This window comes from Arthrobacter gallicola, assembly GCF_014836775.1.
Classification (GTDB): domain Bacteria; phylum Actinomycetota; class Actinomycetes; order Actinomycetales; family Micrococcaceae; genus Arthrobacter_B; species Arthrobacter_B gallicola.
Map to the genome: position 1 here is coordinate 540640 of NZ_JACSQD010000002.1, position 22228 is coordinate 562867.

Sequence of the window (22228 nt, forward strand, 5' to 3'; positions counted from 1 at the left end):
GGCGCGGCTCCCTAGCGTAACTAATGGGGGAGGATCCCATGCCAGCAATTGTCATCGTCGGCGCCCAGTGGGGCGACGAGGGTAAAGGTAAGGCCACCGACCTTCTCGGCGGCCGCGTCGATTACGTCGTCAAGCCCAACGGCGGAAACAATGCCGGCCACACCGTCGTCGTCGGCGGTGAAAAGTACGAACTGAAGCTGCTTCCCGCCGGCATCCTCAGCCCCAACGCGATCCCGGTGATCGGCAACGGCTGTGTGGTGAACCTCGAAGCCCTCTTCGACGAAATCGACGGGCTGGAAGCACGCGGGGCGGATACCTCGAAGCTGCGGATCTCCGCCAACGCCCACCTTGTTGCCCCGTTCCACCAGGTGATGGACAAGGTCACCGAACGCTTCCTGGGGAAGCGTGCCATCGGCACCACCGGCCGCGGCATCGGCCCGGCTTACATCGATAAGGTGGCACGCCTCGGCATCCGCGTGCAGGACATCTTCGACGAGTCGATCCTGCGGCAGAAGGTCGAAGGCTCGCTGCGGCAGAAGAACCAGCTGCTGCTGAAGGTCTACAACCGCCGCGACGTGGATGTGGAAGAGATGGTGGAGTACTTCCTCTCCTACGCCGACCGGCTGCGCCCGATGGTCATTGATTCGGTCTATGAGCTGAACAAGGCCCTCGACGAAGACAAGGTCATCCTAATGGAAGGCGGCCAGGCCACGTTCCTGGACGTTGACCACGGCACCTACCCGTTTGTGACCTCCTCCAACCCGACCGCCGGCGGCGCGTCGGTGGGCTCCGGCATCGGCCCCACCCGCATCAACCGCGCCGTGGGCATCATCAAGGCCTACACCACCCGCGTTGGCGCCGGCCCGTTCCCCACCGAACTCTTCGATGACATGGGCCTGTACCTGCAGAAGACCGGCGGCGAGTTCGGTGTGAACACCGGGCGCCCGCGCCGCTGCGGCTGGTACGACGCCGTGCTGGCGCGCCACGCTTCCCGCGTCAACGGCTTCACGGACTACTTTGTGACCAAACTGGACGTGCTCACCGGCATCGAGAAGATCCCGGTCTGCGTTGCCTACGACGTCGACGGCGTGCGCTTCGACGAGATGCCGATGACGCAGACCGACTTCCACCACGCCAAGCCGATCTTCGAGTACTTCGACGGCTGGACCGAGGACATCACCGGCGCGAAGACCCTCGAGGACCTGCCGGAGAACGCCCGGAACTACGTGCTGGCGCTGGAAAAGCTCTCCGGCACCCGGTTCTCCGCGATCGGCGTCGGCCCGGACCGCGACCAGACGATCGTGATCCGCGACCTGATCAGCGAGTAGGTTCTTACCGCAAAGACCCCGCAGCCCGGTTGGCTGCGGGGTCTTTTGCTAGGTCCGCCGGCCCGGCGTGGCGTCAAGGCCGAGGCCGGCCAGCCGCTCAGCGGATTGTGGTTGCGGCCGCGTACGGTCAGGAATCGCTGCCCTTGGCTCGTTCGGCTTCTTTCCTCGCGTCCAGGATGTCCTGAAGGGTGAGCATGGCCTCCTCAAAACGGTGCTCACCGGTATGTGCTGCCCAGTCCCGTTCCATTTCGGTGACTTTCGCTGAGGCCTCGGCAAGCATTCTCCGCCCCCTGGCGGTGGGCACAATCAGCTTTGCCCTCGCGTCGGTTGGATCCGGTTCACGGGCCAGATAACCCAAGGACTGGAGCTCATTAACCAGCTCCGAGGTGGCCGCCAGACTGAGCTGGGCCCGCGCTGCCAGCCGCGTGAGCCGGATTCCCTTGGTCCCAACATTTCCCGTGATCTGGAGATGCGCGGGGCGAATGTCTCCGTAGCCATGAGCCTCCGCCTCCGCTAAGAGTTCCCGCCGGAACTCCGCGAGCAGCCGCCCCAGCAGCTGGCCCACGGGCAGCCGGCGCCCGCCCTGAAACGGTTTTTCGGAACCCCTTGACGCGGTATCACTCACGGAGGAGAGTCTAGTTAATTGCTTCGGAAACCGAAAGAACAGTGAGCGTCGGGAGGCGCAAAATGAGTACGCAGCATTCTGAAGTATCAGTAGTGGAGACCGTTCTTGGGCCGTTGTCCGTGACTCGGACCGGCTCCGGGCAGCCGGCTTTCCTCTGGCACAGCATGTTTCTGGATTCGGAAACCTTTGATCCGGTGACAGAGAAGCTGGGCCGGCACCGTGAACTGTTTTTGGTGGATGGTCCCGGTCACGGGAACAGTCCAGGTCCGCGGGAAATCTATGACCTGCACGATTGTGCCGTGGCAGCGGTCCAGCTGCTGGATGCATTTCGAGTCGATACGCCCGTTGACTGGCTGGGCAATGCCTGGGGTGGGCACGTGGGCATCCTGCTCGCAGAGGGATGGCCCTCCAGGCTCAGGACGCTGACCATGATCGGCACACCCGCTTATCCGCTGCCAACGGCCCAGCGGCTGAAGACGGCGTTGCTGGTGGGAATGTTTCGGGTCATTGGTCCGTCCCGGCTCAGCGGTTTGGTGGTGGACGCGCTGGTGGGAGCTGATGGAGAACCGGGCTCCCGCGCTGCAGCCGAGGAGGCCGTGCGCGATTCATTCAGGAGAGGGGACAAACAGGGCAAATACTGGGCCATGCGGTCCCTCATGCTGCGCCGCCCGGATCTCAGCGCAGTCTTCGAACGTGTCCAGACACCCACACTTCTCATAGCCGGGCAGAATGACGCTATGTATGACCTCGACAAGGCGGAGCTGCTGGCAGCGGCCATGCCCAATGCAGTGCTCATGCCCGTTGCCGGCGGAGGGCACGCGGCACCCCTGTACGTTGCCGCAGACGAAGTGTCTCAGGCGGTTCTGGAGTTCTGGGACACCGGGCGGCTCCCCGTCCGGTGACGGTCTGCCGGGTTCGGCTGCCCTACTCGGCTCTCCCCGAGAGGATGCAGAACTCGTTGCCCTCGGGATCGGCCATCACAACCCAGGACACCTCCGGTCCCTGGCCGACGTCGGCCAGCACAGCGCCAAGGGCGAGCAGCCGCTCGACTTCCTCCTCCTGGGTGCAGCCGTCCGGCACCAGGTCCAGATGCAGCCGGTTCTTGGCGGTCTTGGGCTCGGGGACGGGAATGATGTCGATCGGCGGACCCAGAAAGCCGTTGCGCGGCGCCAGACTGATCCCGCCGTCGAACTCCTCTGCCACCCGGTAATCCAGCGCCCGGGTCCAAAATCCGACCAGCAGGGGGACATCGACTGCGTCCAGGGCAAAGGATGAGAATCTGCTGCTCACGGCTGGCTCCTTCGGCGGCGCGGAAAAGTACCTGCGAACCTAACAGCGGCGTTCTCCGGGCGTCAACGCTGTACAAACTCGGGCCCAAACGAAGGCCATAGTTCCCGAAAGTCCTGACGGCGGTGAAGGCCGCGGCGTAGCGTGGCCCTATGACTACCCAGGCGCGTGCCGCGATTCTGCGCGGAGTCCATGAACCCTTCGAAATTACTGACGTGACCCTTGATGATCCCCGGCCGGACGAGGTCCTGGTCCGGATCACCGCCGCGGGCGTCTGCGGAACTGACCTCGGTGTCCAAGCCGGGCACATACCCTTTCCGCTGCCCGGAGTCCTCGGCCACGAAGGTGCCGGCGTGGTGGAAGCCGTTGGATCCGGCGTCACCTCCGTTGTGCCCGGCGACCAGGTGCTGCTGAGCTTTTCCAGCTGCGGGGTCTGCCGGAACTGCCGTATGGGCCACCCGGCCTATTGCACAGATTTCCTGGACCTAAACCTCATTGGCGGGCAGCGTATGGACGGCAGCGCCACCATCACCAAGGACGGGCTGGGGGTCCACGGACACTTCTTCGCCCAGTCCTCCTTTGCCAACTACGTCCTGGCCGACGCCCGCGGCGTCACCAAAGTGGACCCCGAAGCAGACCTGTCCCTGCTGGCCCCGCTTGGCTGCGGCATTCAGACCGGTGCCGGAGCCGTGCTGAACGTCCTGCGGCCCGAGCCCGGCTCCACCCTCGCCGTCTTCGGCGCCGGTCCCGTGGGCCTGGCCGCCGTGATGGCCGCCGCGCTGTCCGGTTCCACCCGGATTGTGGTGATGGACCTGGTGGACTCGCGGCTGGAGCTGGCCCGCGAACTTGGGGCCACCGACGTCGTCAATTCCGGCAGCACCGATGCACTGCAGGCCCTGTTCGAACTGACCAACGGTGACGGGGTCACGCACGCCCTCGAAACCACGGGCAGCACCCGGGTGGCGGCCACTGCCGCGGATGCGCTGGCGCCGCTGGGCAAGCTCGGCCTGATCGGCGCTCCGGCCGCCGGATCCACCATGGAACTGGACGTGAACTTCATGCTCAACGGCCGCCAGGTCATCGGCATTACGGAAGGCGATGCCACGCCGCAGCTGTTCCTGCCCGCGCTCGTGGAACTGGTCCAGCAGGGCCGGTTCCCGCTGCAGAAGATGATCACCCGGTACGGGTTCAACGAGATTAACGACGCCGCAGCCGCAGCGAAAGCGGGGGAGGTCCTGAAACCTGTGCTCCACTTTGAGGACCTGCACTAGGCTGGAGGAGAGTCCGGTCCTCAAGGCAAGGCGGTAGTCCATTGTTGGTCAGCGTAGGTCAGTTCAGCCCCTCGGGGGACGTCAAGGAAAACCTGGCGGCGATGCGTTCGCTCGCCGAGCAGGCCAAGGGCGAGAACTCGGAATTGATCGTGTTCCCCGAGGAGTCGATGTTCAGCATCGGCAAGGTCGAGGGGACGCTGGCTGCGGCGGTCGACGCCGGGTGGAGCACCTTCGTCCAGCAGCTTTCCCTCCTGGCCGCGGAACTGAAAATCGCCGTGATTGCCGGCGGGTACGAGTCCTCCGGAGAGGAACGGCCCTACAACACGCTGGTGGCGATCGAGTCCGACGGCCGGATCGCAGCGACCTACCGGAAGCTCCATCTTTACGATGCGTTCAGCTACCAGGAGTCCACCCGGATCAAGGCAGGTGACCGCGGGATCCAGGTAGTGGAACTCGGTGGTCTGCGGGTGGGCCTGATGACCTGTTACGATCTCCGGTTCCCCGAGCTGGCCCGGGCCCTGGCCGTCCAGGGTGCGGATCTTATTGCGGTTCCGGCAGCCTGGTTCAAGGGCGAGCACAAGATCGAGCACTGGGAGACGCTGCTCAAGGCCCGGGCGATTGAGAACACCGTGTGGATCGCAGCCGCGGGGACCTCCAGCGGCCACACCATCGGCCACTCGGCCATCCTGGATCCCATGGGCGTGCCGCAGGTCTTCCTGGGCGAGGAGTCCGCCGGAGTGGCCACGGCAGAAGTGACACGGACCCGGATTGAAGAGGTCAGGGAATTCCTGCCCGTCCTGCAGAACCGCCGGTTCGCGGTGAACGAGCAGATCGACGCCGCCAGCTAGCTTTAGTGCCGCGGCGGGCTCCCGGGCTGCCGGCTGCCTCCTGCTGGCTGGACCGCGGTCTCCCGGGCTGCCGACTGCCTCCTGCTGGCTGGACTGCGGTCTGCGGACAGCGGCCTCCTGCTGGCTGGACTGCGGCCTGCCTGAGGCTCGCTCCGGTTTGGGACAAATCGCACGCCATGGGACTTTCCTGCCGTGGCGCCACGCAGGAAAGTCCCCATGTGGCGGGATTGTCCCAAAGGGCAGGGAAACCAGTGCGCGCGGTGTCCCCAACTGGCGGGATTGTCCCAAAGGGCAGGGAAACCAGTGCCCGCGCTGTCCCCAACTGGCAGGAATGTCCCATAGGGCAGGGAAACCAGCTAGCTCCGAGAGGCGTCGGCAGAAGGCTCCGGCAGTTTGATCGGCTGCCGCCCCTTCCCATGGATCAGGAACTGGTAGGCGGCCAGCATCAGCAGAATCCACACCACGCCGACGATCAGGGCCGTCCGCCCCGGACCGGTGAAGGCGAGGATAACGGTAACCAGGCCCATAAAGGCCAGCGTCACCTGGTTCAGCACCGGCCATCCCGGAAACGCGAAACCAGCTGACGGGATTCCATCCCGCCGCATCTGGCGCCGCATGCGGTGATGGCTGAGCAGGATCGAAGACCACGTGAAAAGGGTGGCGAAAGTGGCCGTGGAAGCGACCACCAGGAACAGCTGCTCAGGGATCCACAGGTACAAGCCCAGCCCGGCGATGAGGCTGGCCATGATGATGGCCACCGGCCAGACCGGAACACCGAACCGTGAGACCCGGGTGAATGCCTGCGGAGCGTGCCCCTGCTCGGCCAGGCCGTACATGGTGCGGGAAGCGGCATAGAAGATCGAGTTCATGGCGGACAGTGCCGCGGTGAGGACAACGGCGTTGATCAGATGTTCGGCGAAGGGGATGCCCAGCCCGGCGAAGACCTGCACAAAGGGGCTGCCTTCGGAACCGATCCGGTCCCACGGCAGAAGGCAAAGCATCACACCCAGTGACAGGACGTAGAACAGCAGGATCCGCACGGGCACGGTGTTGACGGCCTTGGGGATGGCCCGCGCCGGATCGCCGGTTTCGCCGGCGGTCACACCAAGGGTTTCGACGCCGCCGAAGGAGAACACCACGATTCCCAGGCTCATCACGATGCCCCATACCCCGAATGGAGCGAACCCGCCGTGATCCACCAGGTGGTTGACGCCTGGTTCGTATCCGCCGGTGCTGACTCCGAACACGATCAGGTACAGCCCGCCGGCAATCATGGCGACGATGGTGGAAACCTTGATGAGGGTGAACCAAAACTCCAGTTCGCCGAAGACACTGACCCGCATCAGGTTCAGCCCGCCGATCAGCAGCATGGCAGCGATCATCCAGATCCAGCCCGGGGTGTCCGGGAACCAGAGCCCCATGTACATGCTGACCGCTGTCATGTCCGCGATGGCAACGATGATCATCTCGAAGGCGAACGTCCAGCCGGTCAGGAACCCCATCCGCGGGCCAAGATAACGGCCGGCGTACTGGGAAAAGGAGCCGGCTACCGGGTGGCGTACCGCCATTTCACCCAGGGCACGCATGACCAGGAACACGGCGCAGCCGGCGATGATGTAGGCGATGAGCACGGCGGGGCCGGCCGCCTGGATGGTCTCGGAGGAGCCGTAAAAGAGGCCCGTGCCAATGGCGGAGCCGAGGGCGATAAAACGGATGTGCCGCAGTGAGAGACTGCGTTTCAGTTCTGATTCGTGGTGCGTGGTGGAGTTGCTGAGCGTCATCAATATCCTGTGCCGCGGGGCTTGGCCGCGGGTTGCTGGTCCAGCGCGGAGCTGGTTTTGTCGATTCCGGCTGGCCGCGCTGCCTCCGCCATGGGGAAGGCGGGGCCCCGTTAAGTCTCCCACATACGCTGCCTGCAGTGTCCGGCCGGGCGGCTGAAGGAGGCGGGGACCGATGCGTGGAAAAGCTTTCGGCTGCCGCGTAACCTTTGCGGCACCCGGAGCGATTACCCCTGTGAAATGACCGCGCCGGGGCTTATCCCCCCAAAAAGCCCCGGCGCGGCCATTTCCCCGCCGGCGCTGCCTCAGCGGGGTACGATGTGGTTCGTCCCTCGTCCCACATCCGAAAAGACCCGCCTTGGCTGACCCGCTGACAGAGCAGATGGTCTCTGAGGCGCGCGCAAACAATCCGGCGGCCCTGCGTTCGGTCTACGAGGCCCTGGCACCCGCGGTTCTGGGGTATCTCAGGTCCAAAGGCTGTGATGATCCGGAAGCCCTGGCGCAGGAGGTTTTCCTGACAGTCTTCGCCAAGCTGGCCGCCGTCCGCGGCGGTGCGGCCGGACTGCGGACCTTCACGTTTTCGGTTGCCCACGCCAGGATGGTCGATGACCTCCGCCGGCGCGAACGCCGGCCAGTGACTGTGCCCTACGATCGGCTGGCAGATACCCGGTACACCAACTCAGCTGAAACAGCAGTCCTGGAATCTACGCTGGCAGCGGAGCTGCTCCTTGAAGGACTCACCGCGCAGCAGCGTGAGGTTCTGCTGCTGCGGGTTGTGGCAGACCTGTCCCTGGAGGATTCCGCCGCGGTAATGGGCAAGACGGCCAACTCCGTCAAACAGCTTCAGCGCAGGGCACTTATTGCCCTCAAGGAACGGATCGCAGAAAAGGAGGCGGAGGAACGGCATGTCCAGCTGCCCCAATGACGAGGAAGCAATCCGGTGCCTCTTGGCGGAATCGGGCGTAGAAGCCACCCAGGAACTGGAGGAGACGCTTCGGCGGATCCGGGAATCCGGGCGGGAACCCGCGCCGGCGCCGTGCGCGGAACTCGAAGCACTCTTCAGCCCAGGGGTAACGCCCCTGCGGAAATCCACCCGCCGGCGGGGTTTCCTGCTCGGCGGCGCGGTGGTTGCCGCCATGGCTGCCGGCACCACGGGGGTGGCCGCAACCAGCCAGGACTTCTGGATCACGGCTGAGGCATCATATGAACCTGCCCCTTTCACCTACGAAGAGGTTCCGGCCCCCACGCCGGAACCTCCCCTGGAATCTGCCGCCGTCCCTGCCGCTGACCCGGCCGCCGCCGCTGACCCGGCCCCCAGCGCTGACCCGGCCGGGACGCCGGCGCCGGTAAAGCCAACAGAGCCGGTCCCGGCACCCGCTGCGGAGGACTCTTCCGCTCCTGCCCTCGAGGCTCCGGCCCCAGCCGCCGATGAAGCGCAGCCGGTGCCGGGCGGCAACCGGAGCTGGCCCGGCAGTGGCCGCGGCCAGGGCGGCGGGCCTGCGGAACGGGCCCAGTGGCGCAACAGCGGCGGCTGGGCTGACGGCGAGTCCCACAGCCAGCCCCACAGCCAGCCGAACAGTGAGAAGTCCGGCAGTTGGCCGGGGCAGTACCCGGGCAGGGGAGCGGAGGGAGCTGCCGGGCCCGGCTACGCCTGGCAGACCGCCGGCGGCGGCTGGAACCACGGCGGCTCCGGCTGGGGGCCCGGCTCCCGCTAACACGGCGGCTGGAACCACGGCGGCTCCGGCTGGGGTCCGGGCTCCCGCCAGCGCGGCTGCCCGGACCGGAACCCGGCGCTATGCCGTGAGCTGGCGCTTCGAGGAGATAACCCCGGTGTTAAAACCGGCCAGGTTCAGGCCGCCGTGGAACCGGGCATGTTCGATCTTCACGCAGCGGTCCATCACCACGTTCATTCCGGCGGCCTCGGCCTCCCGGGCAACGTCCTCATGCCAGGAACCCAGCTGCAGCCACAGCGTCTTGGCGCCCACGGCCTTGGCCTCTTCCAGGACGGTGGGCAGGTCATCGTGCCGGCGGAATACGTCCACGATGTCCGGGGTTTCCGGCAGGTCCGCCAGCGAGGCGTAAACCGGCTGGCCCAGGATCTCCTTCGCCACCGGGTTCACGAAGTACACCTTGTACGGCGAGGAGGAGAGCAGGTATGTGGCAACGAAGTAGGAGGCCCGGGATGGTTTGTCCGAGGCACCCACAATGGCAATCGACTTGGCCGAGCGGAGCAGGGCAAGGCGTTCAGGGGCGCTGGGGCCAACCCAGCTGCGGTTCTCAGACATTGCTGGACTCCTGGGATTCGACGGCGGCTGTGACGGGCACGGAGCAGGACGCGGCTTCGGCGGCGGGGACGTCAGCTGCTGCCGTTCCCGAAGCCGCCGCGGCTGCTGCGGTGAGGCCCTGGTCCAGGTCCCAGAGGATGTCCTCCAGGTCCTCCAGCCCCACGGAAATCCGCACCAGGTCCTCCGGCACACCGGCCGCGGCCAGCTGTTCCGGGGAGAGCTGCTGATGTGTGGTGGAACCCGGGTGGATGACCAGGGTGCGTGAATCGCCGATGTTCGCCAGATGGGAGGCGAGCTGCAGCGATTCAATGAAGACCTGCCCGGCAGCGCGGCCACCCTTCACTCCGAAGCTGAAGACCGAGCCGGGACCCTTGGGCAGGTACTTCTTTGCCCGCTCGTGGTGCGGGTGTGATTCCAGTCCGGCGTAGGACACCCAGGCCACGCGGTCATCGGCTTCGAGCCACTCGGCCACGGCCTGGGCGTTGCGCAGGTGCTCATCCACCCGCTGGGCCAGGGTTTCCACGCCCTGCAGGAGCTGGAAGGCGGACTGCGCGGAGAGGGTGGGTCCGATGTCGCGCAGCTGCTCGGAGCGCAGCTTGGTCAGGAAGCCGTATTCGCCGAAGTTCCCCCACCAGGAGATGTTGCCGTAGGAGGGAACCGGTTCGGTCATGGCCGGGAACTTGCCGTTGCCCCAGTTGAAGGTACCCGCCTCGACGACGACGCCGCCCAAGGTGGTGCCGTGCCCGCCAATGAACTTGGTGGCGGAGTGGATCACAATGTCCGCGCCGTGCTTGAACGGCTGGACCAGGTAGGGCGTGCTCAGGGTGGCGTCGAGGATCAGCGGCACACCGGCGTCGTGCGCTACCTTGGCGAGGCCCTCGATGTCGGCGACCTCGCCGCTCGGGTTGGCCACGACCTCGGCGTAGACCGCCTTGGTGTTTTCCTGGATAGCTGCGGCGTAGTCCGCCGGATCCGTGCCGGGAACGAAGGTGGTGTCGATGCCGAAGCGGCGCAGGGTGACGTCCAGCTGCGTGACGGTGCCGCCGTAGAGCTGGGACGCGGCCACGATGTGGTCCCCGGCCTGGCACAGTGCCGCGAAGGTGACGAACTCGGCTGACATGCCCGAGGCGGTCGCGACCGCGCCGATGCCGCCTTCCAGGGAGGCGATGCGTTCCTCGAACGCGGCGACCGTGGGGTTGCCGATGCGGGAGTAGATGTTGCCGTACTTCTGCAGCGAGAAGAGGTTGGCGGCGTCGTCGGTGTCCTTAAAGACAAACGACGTCGTCTGGTAGATGGGGACGGCGCGCGCACCGTGGATGGCGTCGGGCGTGCCGCCCGCGTGCAGGGCGCGGGTGCGGAATCCGAACTGGCGATCACTCATGGAACTGAGTGCTCCTTCCTTAGGGGGACCGCTGTGAAGCGGTAAGGCAATGGTTGCGTTATTAAGCGGTGGAAACCAACAATATTGAGGACAGTTGCGCCGCCGGTCAGCCCCGCCGCGCTTCGCAGGCCGCGTGAATCGCCGGGATGCACGGTTCGTTCTGCAGGCTGGTGGTGTCGCCGAGCGTGGTGCCCTCGAACAGCTGGGTCAGCAGCCGGCGCATGATCTTGCCGGAGCGCGTCTTGGGCACATCGGGAACCACGACGACGGCGGCAGGCTTGGCGATCGGCCCGATTTCCTTCGCCACGTGGTTGCGCAGCTCTATCGTCACCGCGTCCGCGTCCTTTGACGCAGCCTCGGTGAGGACCACAAACGCGGCGATCGCGTGCCCGGTCTTTGGATCGGCGACCGGGCAGACCCCTGCTTCCACGACCCAGGGGTGGGACACCAGGGCGGATTCGATCTCGATCGTGGAAAGCCGGTGTCCGGAGACGTTCAGGACGTCGTCCACCCGGCCCAGGATCCAGGTGTCGCCGTCGTCGTCATACCGGGCGCCGTCGCCGGCCAGGAACCAGCCCTGTTTTGCGTACTGGCGCCAGTAGGAGGACAGGTAGCGCTGCGGATCGCCCCAGCAGGTGCGGGCCATGGACGGGCCGGTCCGGTCCACCACGATGAAGCCCTGAGTATTGGCCGGGACGTCATTGCCGTCCTCGTCCACAATCCGGGTGGAAACGCCGGGCAGTGCGCGGGAGGCGCAGCCGGGCTTGAACACGGTGTCGGTCTGGCGCGGGGAGAGGATGGTGGCTCCGGTTTCGGACTGCCACCAGGTATCGATCACCGGAACCTCGCCGCGGCCGACGTTTTCCCGCAGCCAGCGCCAGGCTTCCGGGTTCACGGCCTCGCCCACGGTGCCGAGCAGCCGGATCGAGGACAGGTCCCAGGTGTCCGGAACGCCGTCGGGGAACCAGCCCATCAGGGAGCGGACCAGGGTGGGGGCCGTGTAATAGCTGGTGACCTTATAGCGTTCGATGATCTCGAAGTGCCGCCCGGGGTGCGGGGTGTTCGGAGTGCCCTCGAAAATCACCTCGGTGACGCCGTTGGAGAGCGGACCGTAGATTTCGTAGGTGTGCGCGGTGACCCAGGCCAGGTCGGCGGTGCACCAGTGGACGTCGTCAGCGCGGGCGGTTTCGTCCGGGTTGGCGAAGAGGAACTCGTAGCTCCAGGACGCCTGCGTGAGGTACCCGCCCATGGTGTGCACCAGGCCCTTGGGCTTCCCCGTGGTGCCGGAGGTGTACATGATGAACAGCGGGGTTTCGGCGTCGAACGCTTCCGGTTCGTGAATCTCGGAGGCGGTGTCCACGGTCTCGTGCCACCAGACGTCCCGGCCCTCGGTCCAGGCGATCCCGCAGCCGGTCCGGCGGATGACCAGGACGTGCTCGATCGCGTTCTCGCCGGAGACGGCTTCATCCGCGTTGTCCTTGACCGGGACGGCTGCGCCGCGGCGGAACTGCCCGTCGGTGGTCACCAGCAGCTTGGCGCGGGTGTCCTCCACCCGGAACTTCAGTGCCTCCGCGGAGAAGCCGCCGAAAACCAGCGAGTGCACGGCGCCGATGCGGGCGCAGGCCAGGGTGATGATGACGGTTTCGGCAATGACCGGGAGGTAGATGACCACGCGGTCACCCTGTTCGATGCCGAGCGACTGCAAGGCATTGGCGGCGCGGGAGACTTCCCGCTGCAGGTCGGCGTAGGTCAGCGTGCGCCGGTCGCCGGGCTCACCCTCGAAGTGCAGGGCCGGTTTGTCCCCGCGGCCGGCGGCAACGTGCCGGTCCACGCAGTTCACCGCGACGTTCAGCTTGCCGCCGGCGAACCACTCGATTTCAGGGACTGAATATTCGGCGTCGGCTTCGGGCACCTCTGGCCCGCTGAGCCGCTGCGGCGGGGTGAACCGGTGCGCGGTGTGCCACGGTTCCTCCCACTGCAGCCGCCTGGCGGCTTCCTCCCAGAACGCGATGCGCTCTGCTTCGGTGGCAAACTCCGGCTCTGCGGCCGGCTGCGCTGCTGTTGTTACGCCCACTTCTTCACTGCCCACTTTTCTGCGAGGCCCAGCAGGGCATCCGTTGTTTTGCCAATAACCGCCAGCAGCACGATCGCCAGGAACATCCGGTCGGTGCGGCCGTTGTTCTGCGAGTCGGTGAGCAGGAAGCCGAGCCCCATGGAGGAGGCGATGAGCTCAGCTGCCACCAGGAACAGCCAGGACTGTGCCAGCGCCAGCCGCAGGCCGGAAAAGACGGCGGGGACGACGGCGGGCAGCTGCACCGTGGTGAGCAGCCGGATCCCGTTCAGCCCGAAGGCCCGCGCAGCTTCCACCAGGTTTTTGTCCACATGGCGCAGCGCCAGCGAGACGGTGGTGAAGACCGGGAAGAAGGCGCCGATGGTGATCAGCGTGACCTTGGAATCCTCCCCGATGCCCATCCAGAGGATCAGCAGCGGGACCAGGGCCAGCGACGGAACGGCCCGGATGGCACCGAACAGCGGGCCAAGCAGGACGTCGGCCAGCCGGGACAGGCCCAGCAGGGCGCCGAGCGCCAGGCCCAGGGCGGCGCCGGCGGCAAAACCGGTCAGTACGCGCTGGGTGGAGATGGCGATGTGCGTTCCCAGTTCCCCGCGTTCCAGCAGGTCGACGGCGGAGCTCAGCACCGCGCCCGGCGATGGCAGCTGCACGGCGCTGAAGACCCCCTGCACCGAAACCAGCTGCCAGAGCGCCAGGATCAGCGCCGGCACCAGCAGCCCCAGGAGCACCCGGACCCAACCTATGGACAAGGCGCCGGAGGGTCCGGTTTTGCGCTCCGGGCCGGAAGGCTGCGGGGGAAGCGCCGCCGGCGGGCCCTGGACGCCGCCGGGAACAGCCGAGCTTGCGGTCAGGTACGAATCACTCATTAGGATTCCTTGATGGCTTCCGCGTCGGCCTGCTTCGCGAAGGAATCCTCCAGCAGGCTGGCAATGGCGTCGTCAATGGTGGACTGCTGGGCGACGTCACCGGTCTCGACGAACGTGGGGCCGATCTTCTCCAGGACCGAACGCTGGGCGTCACCCGGAACGGCGTTCACGTCCAGGTTGCTGCGCTCCAGGATCACGGTCTTGGCAACCTCGAGATCCAGACCGGCGACGTCGGCCAGGATCTGCGCGGTTTCCTCCGGGTTTTCAGCGGCCCAGGCGCGGGCCTTTTCATAGGCGTTCACGACCGCCTGTGCCAGTTCGGGCTTTTCCTCGAGGAAGGACTCGGTGGCGTTCAGGAAGCCGTACGTGTTGAAGTCCAGGTTGCGGTAGACCAGTTTCGCTCCGGCCTGCTCGGCACCTGCCATGATCGGATCCAGTCCGGCCCAGGCATCCACGGCACCGTTTTCCAGTGCGGTGCGGCCGTCGGCGTGCTGCAGGTTTTCCACCGTGACGTCGGAGGTGCTCAGGCCGGCTTCCTCCAGGGCCTGGACCAGGAAGAAGTAAGGGTCGGTGCCCTTGGTCGCGGCGACCGACTTGCCGGCCAGATCCGCCACCGAGGTGATGTCCGAGTCCGGGCCGACCACCAGGGCGGACCATTCGGGCTGGGAGTAAATGCTGATGGTCTTGATCTCCGAACCGTTTGCACGGGCCAGCAGGGCAGCGGATCCGGCGGTGGACCCGACGTCGATCGCTCCGGCACGCAGTGCCTCATTCGCCTTGTTGGAGCCGGCGGACTGCACCCAGTTCACGTCCACGCCCTGCTCTGCGAGAGTGGCCTCCAGCCAGCCCTGGTCCTTGATAACCAGGCTCAGCGGGTTGTAGGTGGCGAAGTCGATGTTGAGGGTGCCGCCGTCGGCCGTTGAGTCGGCGGCCCCGGCGGACGAGTCCTCACCGGCGACGCAGCCGGTCAGGGCCAGCGAGAAAGCGGCGGCGGTGGCGGCGAGCACCGCGAGCGGACGGCGGGAGGCACGGGAACGGCTGTTCATGGGGGGATTCCTTTGGCTGAATAAACGCTGATGTGTGAGACAGGTGATGCTGCAGGGTGGGGCTGCGTGCGGACACGAAGGCCCCGCGAAGGCCCGCCGGCAGGGCCGGCGGAGGTAACCGGGGTGGTTTGGCTAGTGCCGGTCGACGCCGAGGCTCGCCAGGAGCTCGCCGCGCATTCGCGCCAGTTCTGCGGAGGCGCGGTCCCGGGGACGGGCGCCCGGCACGGTGATGGTCTGCGTGATGGTGGCACCGGGTTTGCCCGGTTCACGGCCAAGGACGATGATGCGGTCCGCGAGCTGCAGCGCCTCGTCGACGTCGTGGGTCACCAGCAGGACGGTGGCCGGGGCGGCCCGGTGCACCTCCAGCAGCAGATCCTGCATCTTCAGGCGGGTCAGCGCGTCCAGGGCACCGAACGGTTCATCCAGCAGCAGCACTCCGGGCCTGCGGGCCAGCGCCCGGGCCAGTGAGGCGCGCTGCGCCATGCCGCCGGAAACGGCCCGGGGCTGGTGCTTGGCGAAGCTGTCCAGTTCCACCAGCTTCAGCAGCTCGGCAACCTTCGCCTTGCCCTCGGACGCGCTGGTGCCCTTGGGCAGGCCGATCGCGACGTTGGCCTGCAGGGTCTGCCAGGGCAGCAGGCGGGGTTCCTGGAAGGCCACGGCACAGCGGTCATCAATGCCGCGGACGGCGGTGCCGTCAATCCGCACGCTTCCGGTGGTCGCGGCGTCGAGCCCTGCGGTGGCGCGCAGCAGCGTGGATTTGCCACAGCCGCTGGAACCTAGGATGGCGAGGACTTCACCCGGACGCACCTCGAAGGTGATGTCCCGGAGCACCACATGGGTGTCTGCGCCGGAGCCGAAGCTGCGGCCTACGCCGTCGAAGGTTACGGACAGGGCGGTGTCCGGTGCGGTGACCGCGGTGGCGGACACGGCAGGGGACCCGGAGGAAAGTACTGCAGTCATTGAACACTCCATCGGTCCTGGCAGTAGCACCCTACGGAAAACGTCCTGGGCCGGGTTACCGGCCTCCTGCGACGTCCACCTTGTTATCGCCGCGTTTCAAGGAGAAAACGCGCCGACCAGGGTTGCTGCGGCTTCACTGATCCAGGTCTCTCAGCCGCTCGGGATGGTCAAGGCATAACTAAACGCCCCCGGGCCGCCCGCAGGCAAGTCCCGGCGTAACAATCCGCCGTGGCTGCTTCGCGGCGAACCCAGCTCACGCCGTCGGGCATTACGCCGCTGTGCGCCGGATGATTAACCGCGTAGGGACCCCAGCGCAGGATGGCTGGTGAGTCCATTTGCGCCGTAGAGCGCCCAGACGATGTAGGCCGCCGCAAGTGGCGCTTCCGGTCCGCCGATCAGCAGCGGATCGCCCTGATGGAATTCCAACACCACACTGTTGTTCTCCGGCTCGGGATAGCAAGCGGCCACGTGGGAATAATGGAAGCTCAACCAGCGGCCATCGACTTGGCAGAGGATGCGGCGATCGGTCAAAAACATTGCCGTGCGTCTTGCGTCGCGCCAATGCTGGCGTGAGGCAGCTTCTGCCGCTCGGCGCCGAGAATTATTGGCCAAGGCAGTTACCCCCACCCCGGCAAGCACAAAAGCCGGCTGGCCCCAAAAGAAACCGCTCGTGTGGACATATGTACCGGGCGATCCGTAAAAGCGGGCATAGTCAGCGGTGATTTGGAGGTGAAGGTTTTCGCCCGGTTCGAGAACCACGCCCCACACCTGCATGGCAGGAGGCAGATGGCCTCGGCTCAATTGTCCGGTCAACGCCTGCGCTTTATTCCAAGAATCTTCATAATGCAGCTGGAGGTCACGTTGTGCCTGTTCCGTACGGGTGTAATGGCCTTTTCCCCGTCGGAACGAGCGGAATACCCGGTATCCGTTCGTAATTGCCTTGATGGTTAGGTAAATGGTGCCGACCAGCCAAACGCCAAGGGCAGCAAGAAGTAAGAGGGCATATCCAAGATCCATCGAAGCACCACTGTCCGCATCATTCTCACCGTATGCAGTGAAAACCAGCCGCAAGGCGATATAGGCAATGGGGATGAGCGCCAAGGGAAGAATCCAGGCGAGGTGTCTTCTCATTTCGCTACCCTAAGGGATTCTTCGTCGACAGGCAGCCACGCCGGACCTTCCTGTTGAGAACGGATTCCCCAGCTCCCGCCGTCGGGCATTACGCTCCGTGACACAGCCCGGCTTGCGCGCCACCGGGGGCAGTGCCCCATACTGGGCGGGCAGGATCATGAGTCCCAACGCGAAGCTCTGGCTGGTTGGGCGGCAACCCTCTCCCGTGGCGGGGTGCCCCAGATGACGATCCGGTCGCGGGCGCATTCGCCGGCGGCAAGTACGGCGCTCCTTGACGGTGCGTCCACCCGTAAAGGATTTACATGGCTAACCCGTCCGCACCCCGGCAGATCCGCTTCAACGCCTTCGACATGAACTGCGTGGGGCACCAGTCGCCCGGCCTGTGGCGCCACCCCGAGGATCAGTCCTCGCGGTACAACGACATCCGTTACTGGACCGAACTGGCCAAGACCTGCGAACGCGGGCTCTTCGACGGGATCTTCATCGCCGATGTGCTGGGCACCTACGACGTCTACGGTTCCTCCAACGAGGCCACGCTGCGCCAGGGCACCCAGGTCCCGGTGAATGATCCGCTGCTGCTGGTCTCCGCCATGGCCCTGGTCACGGAGAACCTTGGTTTCGGTGTTACCGCGGGCACGGCCTACGAGCACCCGTACCCCTTCGCCCGCCGGCTCTCCACCCTGGACCACATCACCAACGGCCGGGTGGGCTGGAACGTGGTGACCGGCTACCTGCCCTCCGCCGCGCGGAACATGGGCCAGGAAGACCAGCTGGAGCACGACGAACGCTACAACCACGCGGACGAGTACCTCGAAGTGGTCTATAAGCTGCTCGAGGGTTCCTGGGAGGACGACGCCGTGGTCCGGGACCGCGAGTCAGGCGTCTTCACCGACCCCTCGAAGGTGCACGACATCAACCACGAGGGCAAGTACTTCAAGGTGCCCGGCATCCATATTTCCGAGCCGTCCCCGCAGCGCACCCCGGTGATCTTCCAGGCAGGCGCCTCGCCCCGCGGCATCGCGTTCGCCGCGGAGAACGCCGAAGCCGTGTTCGTGGGAGCCCCCACGGTGGAGAAGCTCAAGGCCACAGTCACCAAGATCCGCGACGCCGCTGAAGCCGCCGGCCGGGACCGCTACTCGATCCGGATTTACACGCTGCTGACCATCATCACGGCAGCAACTCCGGAAGAGGCGCAGGCCAAGCACGAGGACTACCAGCGCTACACCAGTGACGAAGGGGCGCTTGCCCTGATGTCCGGCTGGATGGGGGTGGACCTTTCCACCTACAACCTGGACGAGCCGCTGGGCAACGTGAAATCAAACGCCATTCAGTCCGCCGCCGGGAACTTCCAGAAGGTGAAGGACGACGGCGAGCCCTGGACTGTGCGGGACATCGCCGAATCTGCCGGGATCGGCGGGCTGGGTCCGCGGCTGGTCGGTTCCGGTGCCGAGGTTGCCGAGGAACTGATCCGCTGGGTCGAGGAAACCGACGTGGACGGTTTCAACCTGGCCTACGCGATCACCCCCGGCACGTTCGAGGACGTGGTGGAATTCGTGGTGCCGGAACTGCAGAAGCGCGGCGCCTACCCCACGGACTATGCTCCCGGAACGCTGCGGAACAAGCTCTTCGGCGCCGGTGACAAGCTCCCCGACACCCACCGCGGCGCGAAGTACCGCTTCGCTCCGGCCATCAGCGGGTAATTTACGCTCTCCCCACCGGCGGCGGCGCCGCCGGTGGGGGTAAAACCGGCTGCGGCACACCCCGGGGGGAGGAGTGTGCCGCAGTCTTTTTCCGCGCGTGCGGCTAACTGCGCCCCGCCGGTACGCTCGGCTGGACCGGCTCGGCCTGGCCAGCCGCGGAAGCCGACGCTTCAGCTGTTTGGTCCAGCTCCTGGATGTCCTCACCGGAACGGTCCTTGGCGGCCAGCAGTGAGATCAGTGACATGCCGGAGAAAGCCGTCCATAGTCCGGCGACGAGCCACAGGGATCCGCCGCCGGCGATCACCAGGGCGGTGGCGATCATGGGCGTGAAGCCCGCACCGAGGGTGGCCGCCAGCTGGTAGCCGATCGAAGCACCGGAATAGCGCACGGAGGTGGGGAACAGCTCACCGGCAAAGGCTCCGTAGGGGCCGGAAGTGAATCCCTGCACTAGGGACAGGCCCAGGAAAATGGCCAGCATAAAGGCCACGGTGGAACCCATGTCCAGCAGCGCCATCACGGGGAAGGCCAGGATCATGGCGCCGATGTTGCCCCAGATGAGCACGCGGCGGCGGCCCATCCGGTCCGAAAGCTTGGACGCCACAATAATGACGAGGATGGTGCTCACCCCGCCGAGGGCCTTGATGTTGAGGACTTCGGTCTGGGCCAGGACGGCCTGCTGCACGGCGTAGGAAATAGCCCACGCGCCCATCAGTCCCTGGGCCATCTGCCCGGACAGCCCGGCGCCGATGGCAATAAGCAGCGCCTTGGGGTGCTCGCGGAACAGTTCGGCAGCGGGTACCCGGCGCTTCTTTTCCTCGGCCTTGGCGGAGAGTTCGCTGAAGATCCGGGATTCGGAGACCTTCATGCGGATAAAGATGGCGAGGCCCATCAGGACGGCGGAGAGCAGGAACGGAACGCGCCAGCCCCAGGACAGGAACTGTTCCGGCGGCAGGGTGGACATGGCGGAGAGCATCAGGGTGCCCAGGATGGTGCCGGCCGGGGCGCCCATGTAGGCGAAGGCGGAGGCGAACCCGCGGGATTCCTTCTTGGCGTTCTCGAACGCCAGGAGCATGGCCCCGCCCCACTCCCCGCCGACGGCGATGCCCTGGAACAGGCGCAGGGTCACCAAGAGGATCGGCGCCCATACCCCGACCTGCTCGCTGGTGGGCAGCAGGCCGATCAGAGTGGATGCGATTCCCATCATGAGCACGGTGGTGACCAGGATGGTCTTCCGCCCGACCCGGTCACCGAGGTGGCCGAAGATGACGCCGCCCAAAGGGCGTGCGACGTATCCGACGGCGAGGGTGCCGAAGGAGACGAAGATCGCGACCTGCGGGTCCATGCCGGCGAAGAAGACCTGGTTGAAAACGATTCCGGCGGCGGTGGCGTAGAGGATGAAGTCGTAATACTCGACGGCGGTGCCCAGGAAGCTGGAAAGCAGGATCCGGCGCATTTCCCGCGGTGAGGCGTGGTAACCGCCGTCCGGGGCGGAGGGGGTGCGGTGCTGGGTGCTCATAGTGGTTACCTCAAAGTCTTAGAGGGCGGCTGATGCGCTGGAAACGCACCGGCGGGCGGCAGGTCCGCCGGTGCTGCCGAAGGGAATGATCTCCAGGTCATCGGGGATGCTGAGGGCTCCGGTGAAGGTGGTCCGGGCCTCGGTCCACGCCTCGGGCGGGGAATATGTCGGCACCAGGTGGTGGAGCGCGAGGTGGTGCGCCCCGGCTTCTGCGGCTATCCGGCCGGCTTCCGCAGCGGTGGTGTGGGCGCGGCGGTGGTGGTCCATGGTGGCCTGGAGCATCTGTGCGTCCGTGTACTGGCGGGCCAGGATGTCCAGGTTGATCGCTTCATGCAGCAGGAGGTCAGTCCCGCGGGCAAGCCGGACTATGTTGGCGCACGGTGCCGTGTCTCCGGAGATTGTCACTGAGCCGGCTGCTGTGTCGAAGCGGAAGGCAAAGGCCGGGGCCGTTGGATGGTGGCTGACCAGCACGGCCGTCACGGTGACGTTCGAGTCGCGGAACACTTCCACCGGCTCCATGTCAGGAGAAACGTTCGTATCAGGATCAAAACCGAGACTGGCCGGAAGAGTGATTTCGCGGGGCTGGAACTGGTCCGCCGGACTCTTGGCCAGGGAATCAAAAATCCTGTCGTTGCAGTCGGTGGCGTAAGCCGACAGCAGGCCCTCGACCAGGCCGGCGACTCCCGGCGTCGGGCGTTCGGGTGCAATGGCGGCCGGCACCGTGGTGGCCCGCGGTGACAGCGGCGGCAGCTTGCCCCGGTCTCCGGGGCCGATCACGGGGATGGGGCCCCGGGGTGTGTTTTTGAGTTCGAAGGCACCGAACAACAGCAGGGAAGGCAGGTCCACGGTGTGGTCGGAGTGCATGTGGGTGATGAAGATTCCGCCGAGGTCGGCCATCTGCAGACCGGCGGCGCTGGCCTGGCGTCCGGCCCCCTGACCGCAGTCCACGAGGTACCAGGTGCCGTTGACTACCACCGCCGTCGCAATTCCGAAGCGCGGGGTGCCCTGATGATCCTTCCACCAGCGGGGTCCGCCCGCGGTGCCGAGGGTGATCACGTGGGGAAGGGAATCGGGTACTGCCATCGGGTTTGCTCCGTCGGTTGCTGTTTTGCGGACTCCCTCAAGGATGGTGTCCTGCATCACATTTACCTAGCTATAATTACTGGCTAGACCCATAAGGGGGCTTTATGAGTGAAGTCACGCTGCGCCAGCTCGAGTACTTTGCGGCGGTCGCGGAGACCCAGTCGATCACCGGGGCAGCGCGGCGCTGCCACGTCTCACAGGCGGCGGTGAGCCTGGCCCTGTCCCAGCTGGAGCAGGCACTCGGCGTAAGCCTGGCCATCCGGCGGCGCGGCAAGGGCGTCTCTCTGACACCGGAAGGGCAGGTTGTAGCCACCCGGGCCCGGCAGATGACGGACCAGGTTGCGGACCTGGCAGCGGTGCTCGACCAGGTGCACGGCCAGTTATCCGGCCGGCTGGTCATCGGAGTGTTCAGGACGCTGGCGATGCACGCGGTTCCGGTGCTGGTGGACTGGTTCACCACCCGGCATCCGCAGGTGGAACTGGACTTCGTGGAAGGCAGCGGACCGGATATCCAGGAAGCCATGCTCGCCGGGCGGCTCCAGCTGTGTGTGGTGTACGAAGCGCAGGTGCTGCCGGACTGTACGGCCGAGCTGCTGATGGAAACCCGCAGGCAGGCCGTCCTCAGCCCGGAACATCCCCTGGCAGGGCAGCGCACGGTGAGCCTGGCCGAACTGGCACCCTTCCCGGCAATTCTCATGGACGAGGAACCGGCTCTCCAGCGGACCATCGCCGAGTACGCCCGTGCCGGAGTGGAGCCGGATGTCCGCTGGCGGTCGGCAAGCGTCCAGGCCATCCACAACGTGGTGGGCCGGAACCTGGCGTATTCCCTGCTGATGCAGCCTTCGCCGGTCTCTCCGGAGGGGCAGCCGCTGACTTTCCTGCCGCTGGCCGGGAACAGTTCCACAAATTCCGTGATGGCCGCGCTGCCGGCCGGGGTGACCCGCAGTGCCTTGGTGGAAGAGTCCCTGGCCGCGCTCCGGGCTCATTGGGGCACCGCCGGCCCATTGACCCGGCCCGGCGGCCCTCCTACGGTGGAGTGACGGCCCGCCAGC

20 protein-coding genes and 1 riboswitch are annotated in these 22228 nt (G+C 66.1%); of the genes, 8 read left to right on the forward strand and 12 right to left on the reverse strand.

Features of this window, described 5'->3' with window-relative positions; all coding sequences use genetic code 11:
• Window positions 1–38: 38 nt before the first annotated feature.
• The gene (locus H9639_RS06950) at window positions 39–1328 is read left to right on the forward strand and encodes an adenylosuccinate synthase (RefSeq protein WP_191807357.1); all 1290 of its coding nucleotides are present in this window, start codon (window positions 39–41) and stop codon (window positions 1326–1328) included.
• A gap of 127 nt (window positions 1329–1455) precedes the next feature.
• Here the strand turns inward: H9639_RS06950 and H9639_RS06955 are convergent, their stop codons facing one another.
• Window positions 1456–1953 carry a MarR family winged helix-turn-helix transcriptional regulator gene (locus tag H9639_RS06955; protein ID WP_318242016.1) on the reverse strand — a complete coding sequence of 166 codons (498 nt, stop codon included), beginning with the start codon at window positions 1951–1953 and terminating at the stop codon, window positions 1456–1458.
• A gap of 62 nt (window positions 1954–2015) precedes the next feature.
• On the opposite strand from H9639_RS06955, the gene H9639_RS06960 reads away from it, so the two are divergent.
• A complete protein-coding gene (locus tag H9639_RS06960) occupies window positions 2016–2855 on the forward strand; it encodes an alpha/beta fold hydrolase (protein WP_191807358.1) in 840 nt (279 codons plus the stop codon).
• A gap of 22 nt (window positions 2856–2877) precedes the next feature.
• On the opposite strand, the gene H9639_RS06965 is transcribed toward H9639_RS06960, so the two are convergent.
• Window positions 2878–3243 carry a VOC family protein gene (locus H9639_RS06965; protein WP_191807359.1) on the reverse strand — a complete coding sequence of 122 codons (366 nt, stop codon included), beginning with the start codon at window positions 3241–3243 and terminating at the stop codon, window positions 2878–2880.
• 149 nt (window positions 3244–3392) lie between these two features.
• On the opposite strand from H9639_RS06965, the gene H9639_RS06970 reads away from it, so the two are divergent.
• Both H9639_RS06970 and H9639_RS06975 read left to right on the forward strand, forming a co-directional pair.
• Window positions 3393–4511: an NAD(P)-dependent alcohol dehydrogenase gene (locus H9639_RS06970; RefSeq protein ID WP_191807360.1), complete on the forward strand. Its 1119-nt coding sequence runs from the start codon at window positions 3393–3395 to the stop codon at window positions 4509–4511.
• Between the two features lie 41 nt (window positions 4512–4552).
• Entirely contained in the window at window positions 4553–5359 is an 807-nt protein-coding gene (locus tag H9639_RS06975) for a carbon-nitrogen hydrolase family protein (RefSeq protein WP_191807361.1), read from the forward strand.
• 356 nt (window positions 5360–5715) lie between these two features.
• On the opposite strand, the gene H9639_RS06980 is transcribed toward H9639_RS06975, so the two are convergent.
• Window positions 5716–7140 (reverse strand): amino acid permease, encoded by a 1425-nt coding sequence (locus H9639_RS06980; protein WP_191807362.1) that lies wholly within the window; start codon window positions 7138–7140, stop codon window positions 5716–5718.
• A 355-nt stretch (window positions 7141–7495) separates the two neighbouring features.
• Between H9639_RS06980 and H9639_RS06985 the strand changes: the two genes are divergently transcribed.
• Window positions 7496–8062 (forward strand): RNA polymerase sigma factor, encoded by a 567-nt coding sequence (locus H9639_RS06985; protein WP_191807363.1) that lies wholly within the window; start codon window positions 7496–7498, stop codon window positions 8060–8062.
• Entirely contained in the window at window positions 8043–8852 is an 810-nt protein-coding gene (locus H9639_RS06990; protein WP_191807364.1) for a hypothetical protein, read from the forward strand. Before H9639_RS06985 ends, H9639_RS06990 begins: the two co-directional genes overlap by 20 nt.
• Window positions 8853–8930: 78 nt before the next feature.
• On the opposite strand, the gene H9639_RS06995 is transcribed toward H9639_RS06990, so the two are convergent.
• The 7 genes from H9639_RS06995 to H9639_RS07025 form a co-directional block, all read right to left on the reverse strand.
• Window positions 8931–9422, reverse strand: coding sequence for a CoA-binding protein (locus H9639_RS06995; RefSeq protein ID WP_191807365.1), 492 nt, complete (start codon window positions 9420–9422; stop codon window positions 8931–8933).
• Window positions 9415–10803 (reverse strand): O-acetylhomoserine aminocarboxypropyltransferase/cysteine synthase family protein, encoded by a 1389-nt coding sequence (locus tag H9639_RS07000; protein ID WP_191807366.1) that lies wholly within the window; start codon window positions 10801–10803, stop codon window positions 9415–9417. The genes H9639_RS06995 and H9639_RS07000 overlap by 8 nt, the downstream gene beginning before the upstream one ends.
• Window positions 10804–10909: 106 nt before the next feature.
• Window positions 10910–12877, reverse strand: a complete 1968-nt coding sequence (acs, locus tag H9639_RS07005) for an acetate--CoA ligase (RefSeq protein ID WP_191807367.1) — start codon at window positions 12875–12877, stop codon at window positions 10910–10912.
• Window positions 12868–13740 carry an ABC transporter permease gene (locus H9639_RS07010; protein WP_191807368.1) on the reverse strand — a complete coding sequence of 291 codons (873 nt, stop codon included), beginning with the start codon at window positions 13738–13740 and terminating at the stop codon, window positions 12868–12870. Before H9639_RS07010 ends, acs begins: the two co-directional genes overlap by 10 nt.
• Window positions 13740–14786, reverse strand: coding sequence for an aliphatic sulfonate ABC transporter substrate-binding protein (locus H9639_RS07015; RefSeq protein ID WP_191807369.1), 1047 nt, complete (start codon window positions 14784–14786; stop codon window positions 13740–13742). The genes H9639_RS07010 and H9639_RS07015 overlap by 1 nt, the downstream gene beginning before the upstream one ends.
• Before the next feature lie 132 nt (window positions 14787–14918).
• Window positions 14919–15746: an ABC transporter ATP-binding protein gene (locus tag H9639_RS07020; RefSeq protein WP_191807370.1), complete on the reverse strand. Its 828-nt coding sequence runs from the start codon at window positions 15744–15746 to the stop codon at window positions 14919–14921.
• A gap of 291 nt (window positions 15747–16037) precedes the next feature.
• Window positions 16038–16877, reverse strand: a complete 840-nt coding sequence (locus H9639_RS07025) for a hypothetical protein (protein ID WP_191807371.1) — start codon at window positions 16875–16877, stop codon at window positions 16038–16040.
• Between the two features lie 153 nt (window positions 16878–17030).
• A riboswitch (SAM riboswitch) is annotated at window positions 17031–17145 on the forward strand.
• Between the two features lie 34 nt (window positions 17146–17179).
• Between H9639_RS07025 and H9639_RS07030 the strand changes: the two genes are divergently transcribed.
• Window positions 17180–18577, forward strand: a complete 1398-nt coding sequence (locus H9639_RS07030; protein ID WP_191807372.1) for an LLM class flavin-dependent oxidoreductase — start codon at window positions 17180–17182, stop codon at window positions 18575–18577.
• Between the two features lie 103 nt (window positions 18578–18680).
• Here the strand turns inward: H9639_RS07030 and H9639_RS07035 are convergent, their stop codons facing one another.
• Together H9639_RS07035 and H9639_RS07040 are read right to left on the reverse strand one after the other, a co-directional pair.
• Complete coding sequence (locus H9639_RS07035; RefSeq protein WP_191807373.1) at window positions 18681–20093, reverse strand: MFS transporter; 1413 nt, start codon at window positions 20091–20093, stop codon at window positions 18681–18683.
• Window positions 20094–20111: 18 nt separating this feature from the next.
• Complete coding sequence (locus H9639_RS07040) at window positions 20112–21233, reverse strand: MBL fold metallo-hydrolase (RefSeq protein ID WP_225219260.1); 1122 nt, start codon at window positions 21231–21233, stop codon at window positions 20112–20114.
• A 47-nt stretch (window positions 21234–21280) separates the two neighbouring features.
• Between H9639_RS07040 and H9639_RS07045 the strand changes: the two genes are divergently transcribed.
• The gene (locus H9639_RS07045; RefSeq protein WP_191807374.1) at window positions 21281–22216 is read left to right on the forward strand and encodes a LysR family transcriptional regulator; all 936 of its coding nucleotides are present in this window, start codon (window positions 21281–21283) and stop codon (window positions 22214–22216) included.
• The last annotated feature ends 12 nt before the right edge of the window (window positions 22217–22228 follow it).

Bases quoted from the DNA above. Each gene is read 5' to 3' on its own strand.
- H9639_RS06950 (WP_191807357.1), top strand. From the start codon at position 39: ATGCCAGCAATTGTCATCGTCGGCGCCCAGTGGGGCGACGAGGGTAAA.
- H9639_RS06960 (WP_191807358.1), top strand. From the start codon at position 2,016: ATGAGTACGCAGCATTCTGAAGTATCAGTAGTGGAGACCGTTCTTGGG.
- H9639_RS06970 (WP_191807360.1), top strand. From the start codon at position 3,393: ATGACTACCCAGGCGCGTGCCGCGATTCTGCGCGGAGTCCATGAACCC.
- H9639_RS06980 (WP_191807362.1), bottom strand. From the start codon at position 7,140: ATGACGCTCAGCAACTCCACCACGCACCACGAATCAGAACTGAAACGC.
- H9639_RS06990 (WP_191807364.1), top strand. From the start codon at position 8,043: ATGTCCAGCTGCCCCAATGACGAGGAAGCAATCCGGTGCCTCTTGGCG.
- H9639_RS06995 (WP_191807365.1), bottom strand. From the start codon at position 9,422: ATGTCTGAGAACCGCAGCTGGGTTGGCCCCAGCGCCCCTGAACGCCTT.
- H9639_RS07000 (WP_191807366.1), bottom strand. From the start codon at position 10,803: ATGAGTGATCGCCAGTTCGGATTCCGCACCCGCGCCCTGCACGCGGGC.
- H9639_RS07010 (WP_191807368.1), bottom strand. From the start codon at position 13,740: ATGAGTGATTCGTACCTGACCGCAAGCTCGGCTGTTCCCGGCGGCGTC.
- H9639_RS07015 (WP_191807369.1), bottom strand. From the start codon at position 14,786: ATGAACAGCCGTTCCCGTGCCTCCCGCCGTCCGCTCGCGGTGCTCGCC.
- H9639_RS07020 (WP_191807370.1), bottom strand. From the start codon at position 15,746: ATGACTGCAGTACTTTCCTCCGGGTCCCCTGCCGTGTCCGCCACCGCG.
- H9639_RS07025 (WP_191807371.1), bottom strand. From the start codon at position 16,877: ATGAGAAGACACCTCGCCTGGATTCTTCCCTTGGCGCTCATCCCCATT.
- H9639_RS07030 (WP_191807372.1), top strand. From the start codon at position 17,180: ATGGCTAACCCGTCCGCACCCCGGCAGATCCGCTTCAACGCCTTCGAC.
- H9639_RS07035 (WP_191807373.1), bottom strand. From the start codon at position 20,093: ATGAGCACCCAGCACCGCACCCCCTCCGCCCCGGACGGCGGTTACCAC.
- H9639_RS07040 (WP_225219260.1), bottom strand. From the start codon at position 21,233: ATGCAGGACACCATCCTTGAGGGAGTCCGCAAAACAGCAACCGACGGA.
- H9639_RS07045 (WP_191807374.1), top strand. From the start codon at position 21,281: ATGAGTGAAGTCACGCTGCGCCAGCTCGAGTACTTTGCGGCGGTCGCG.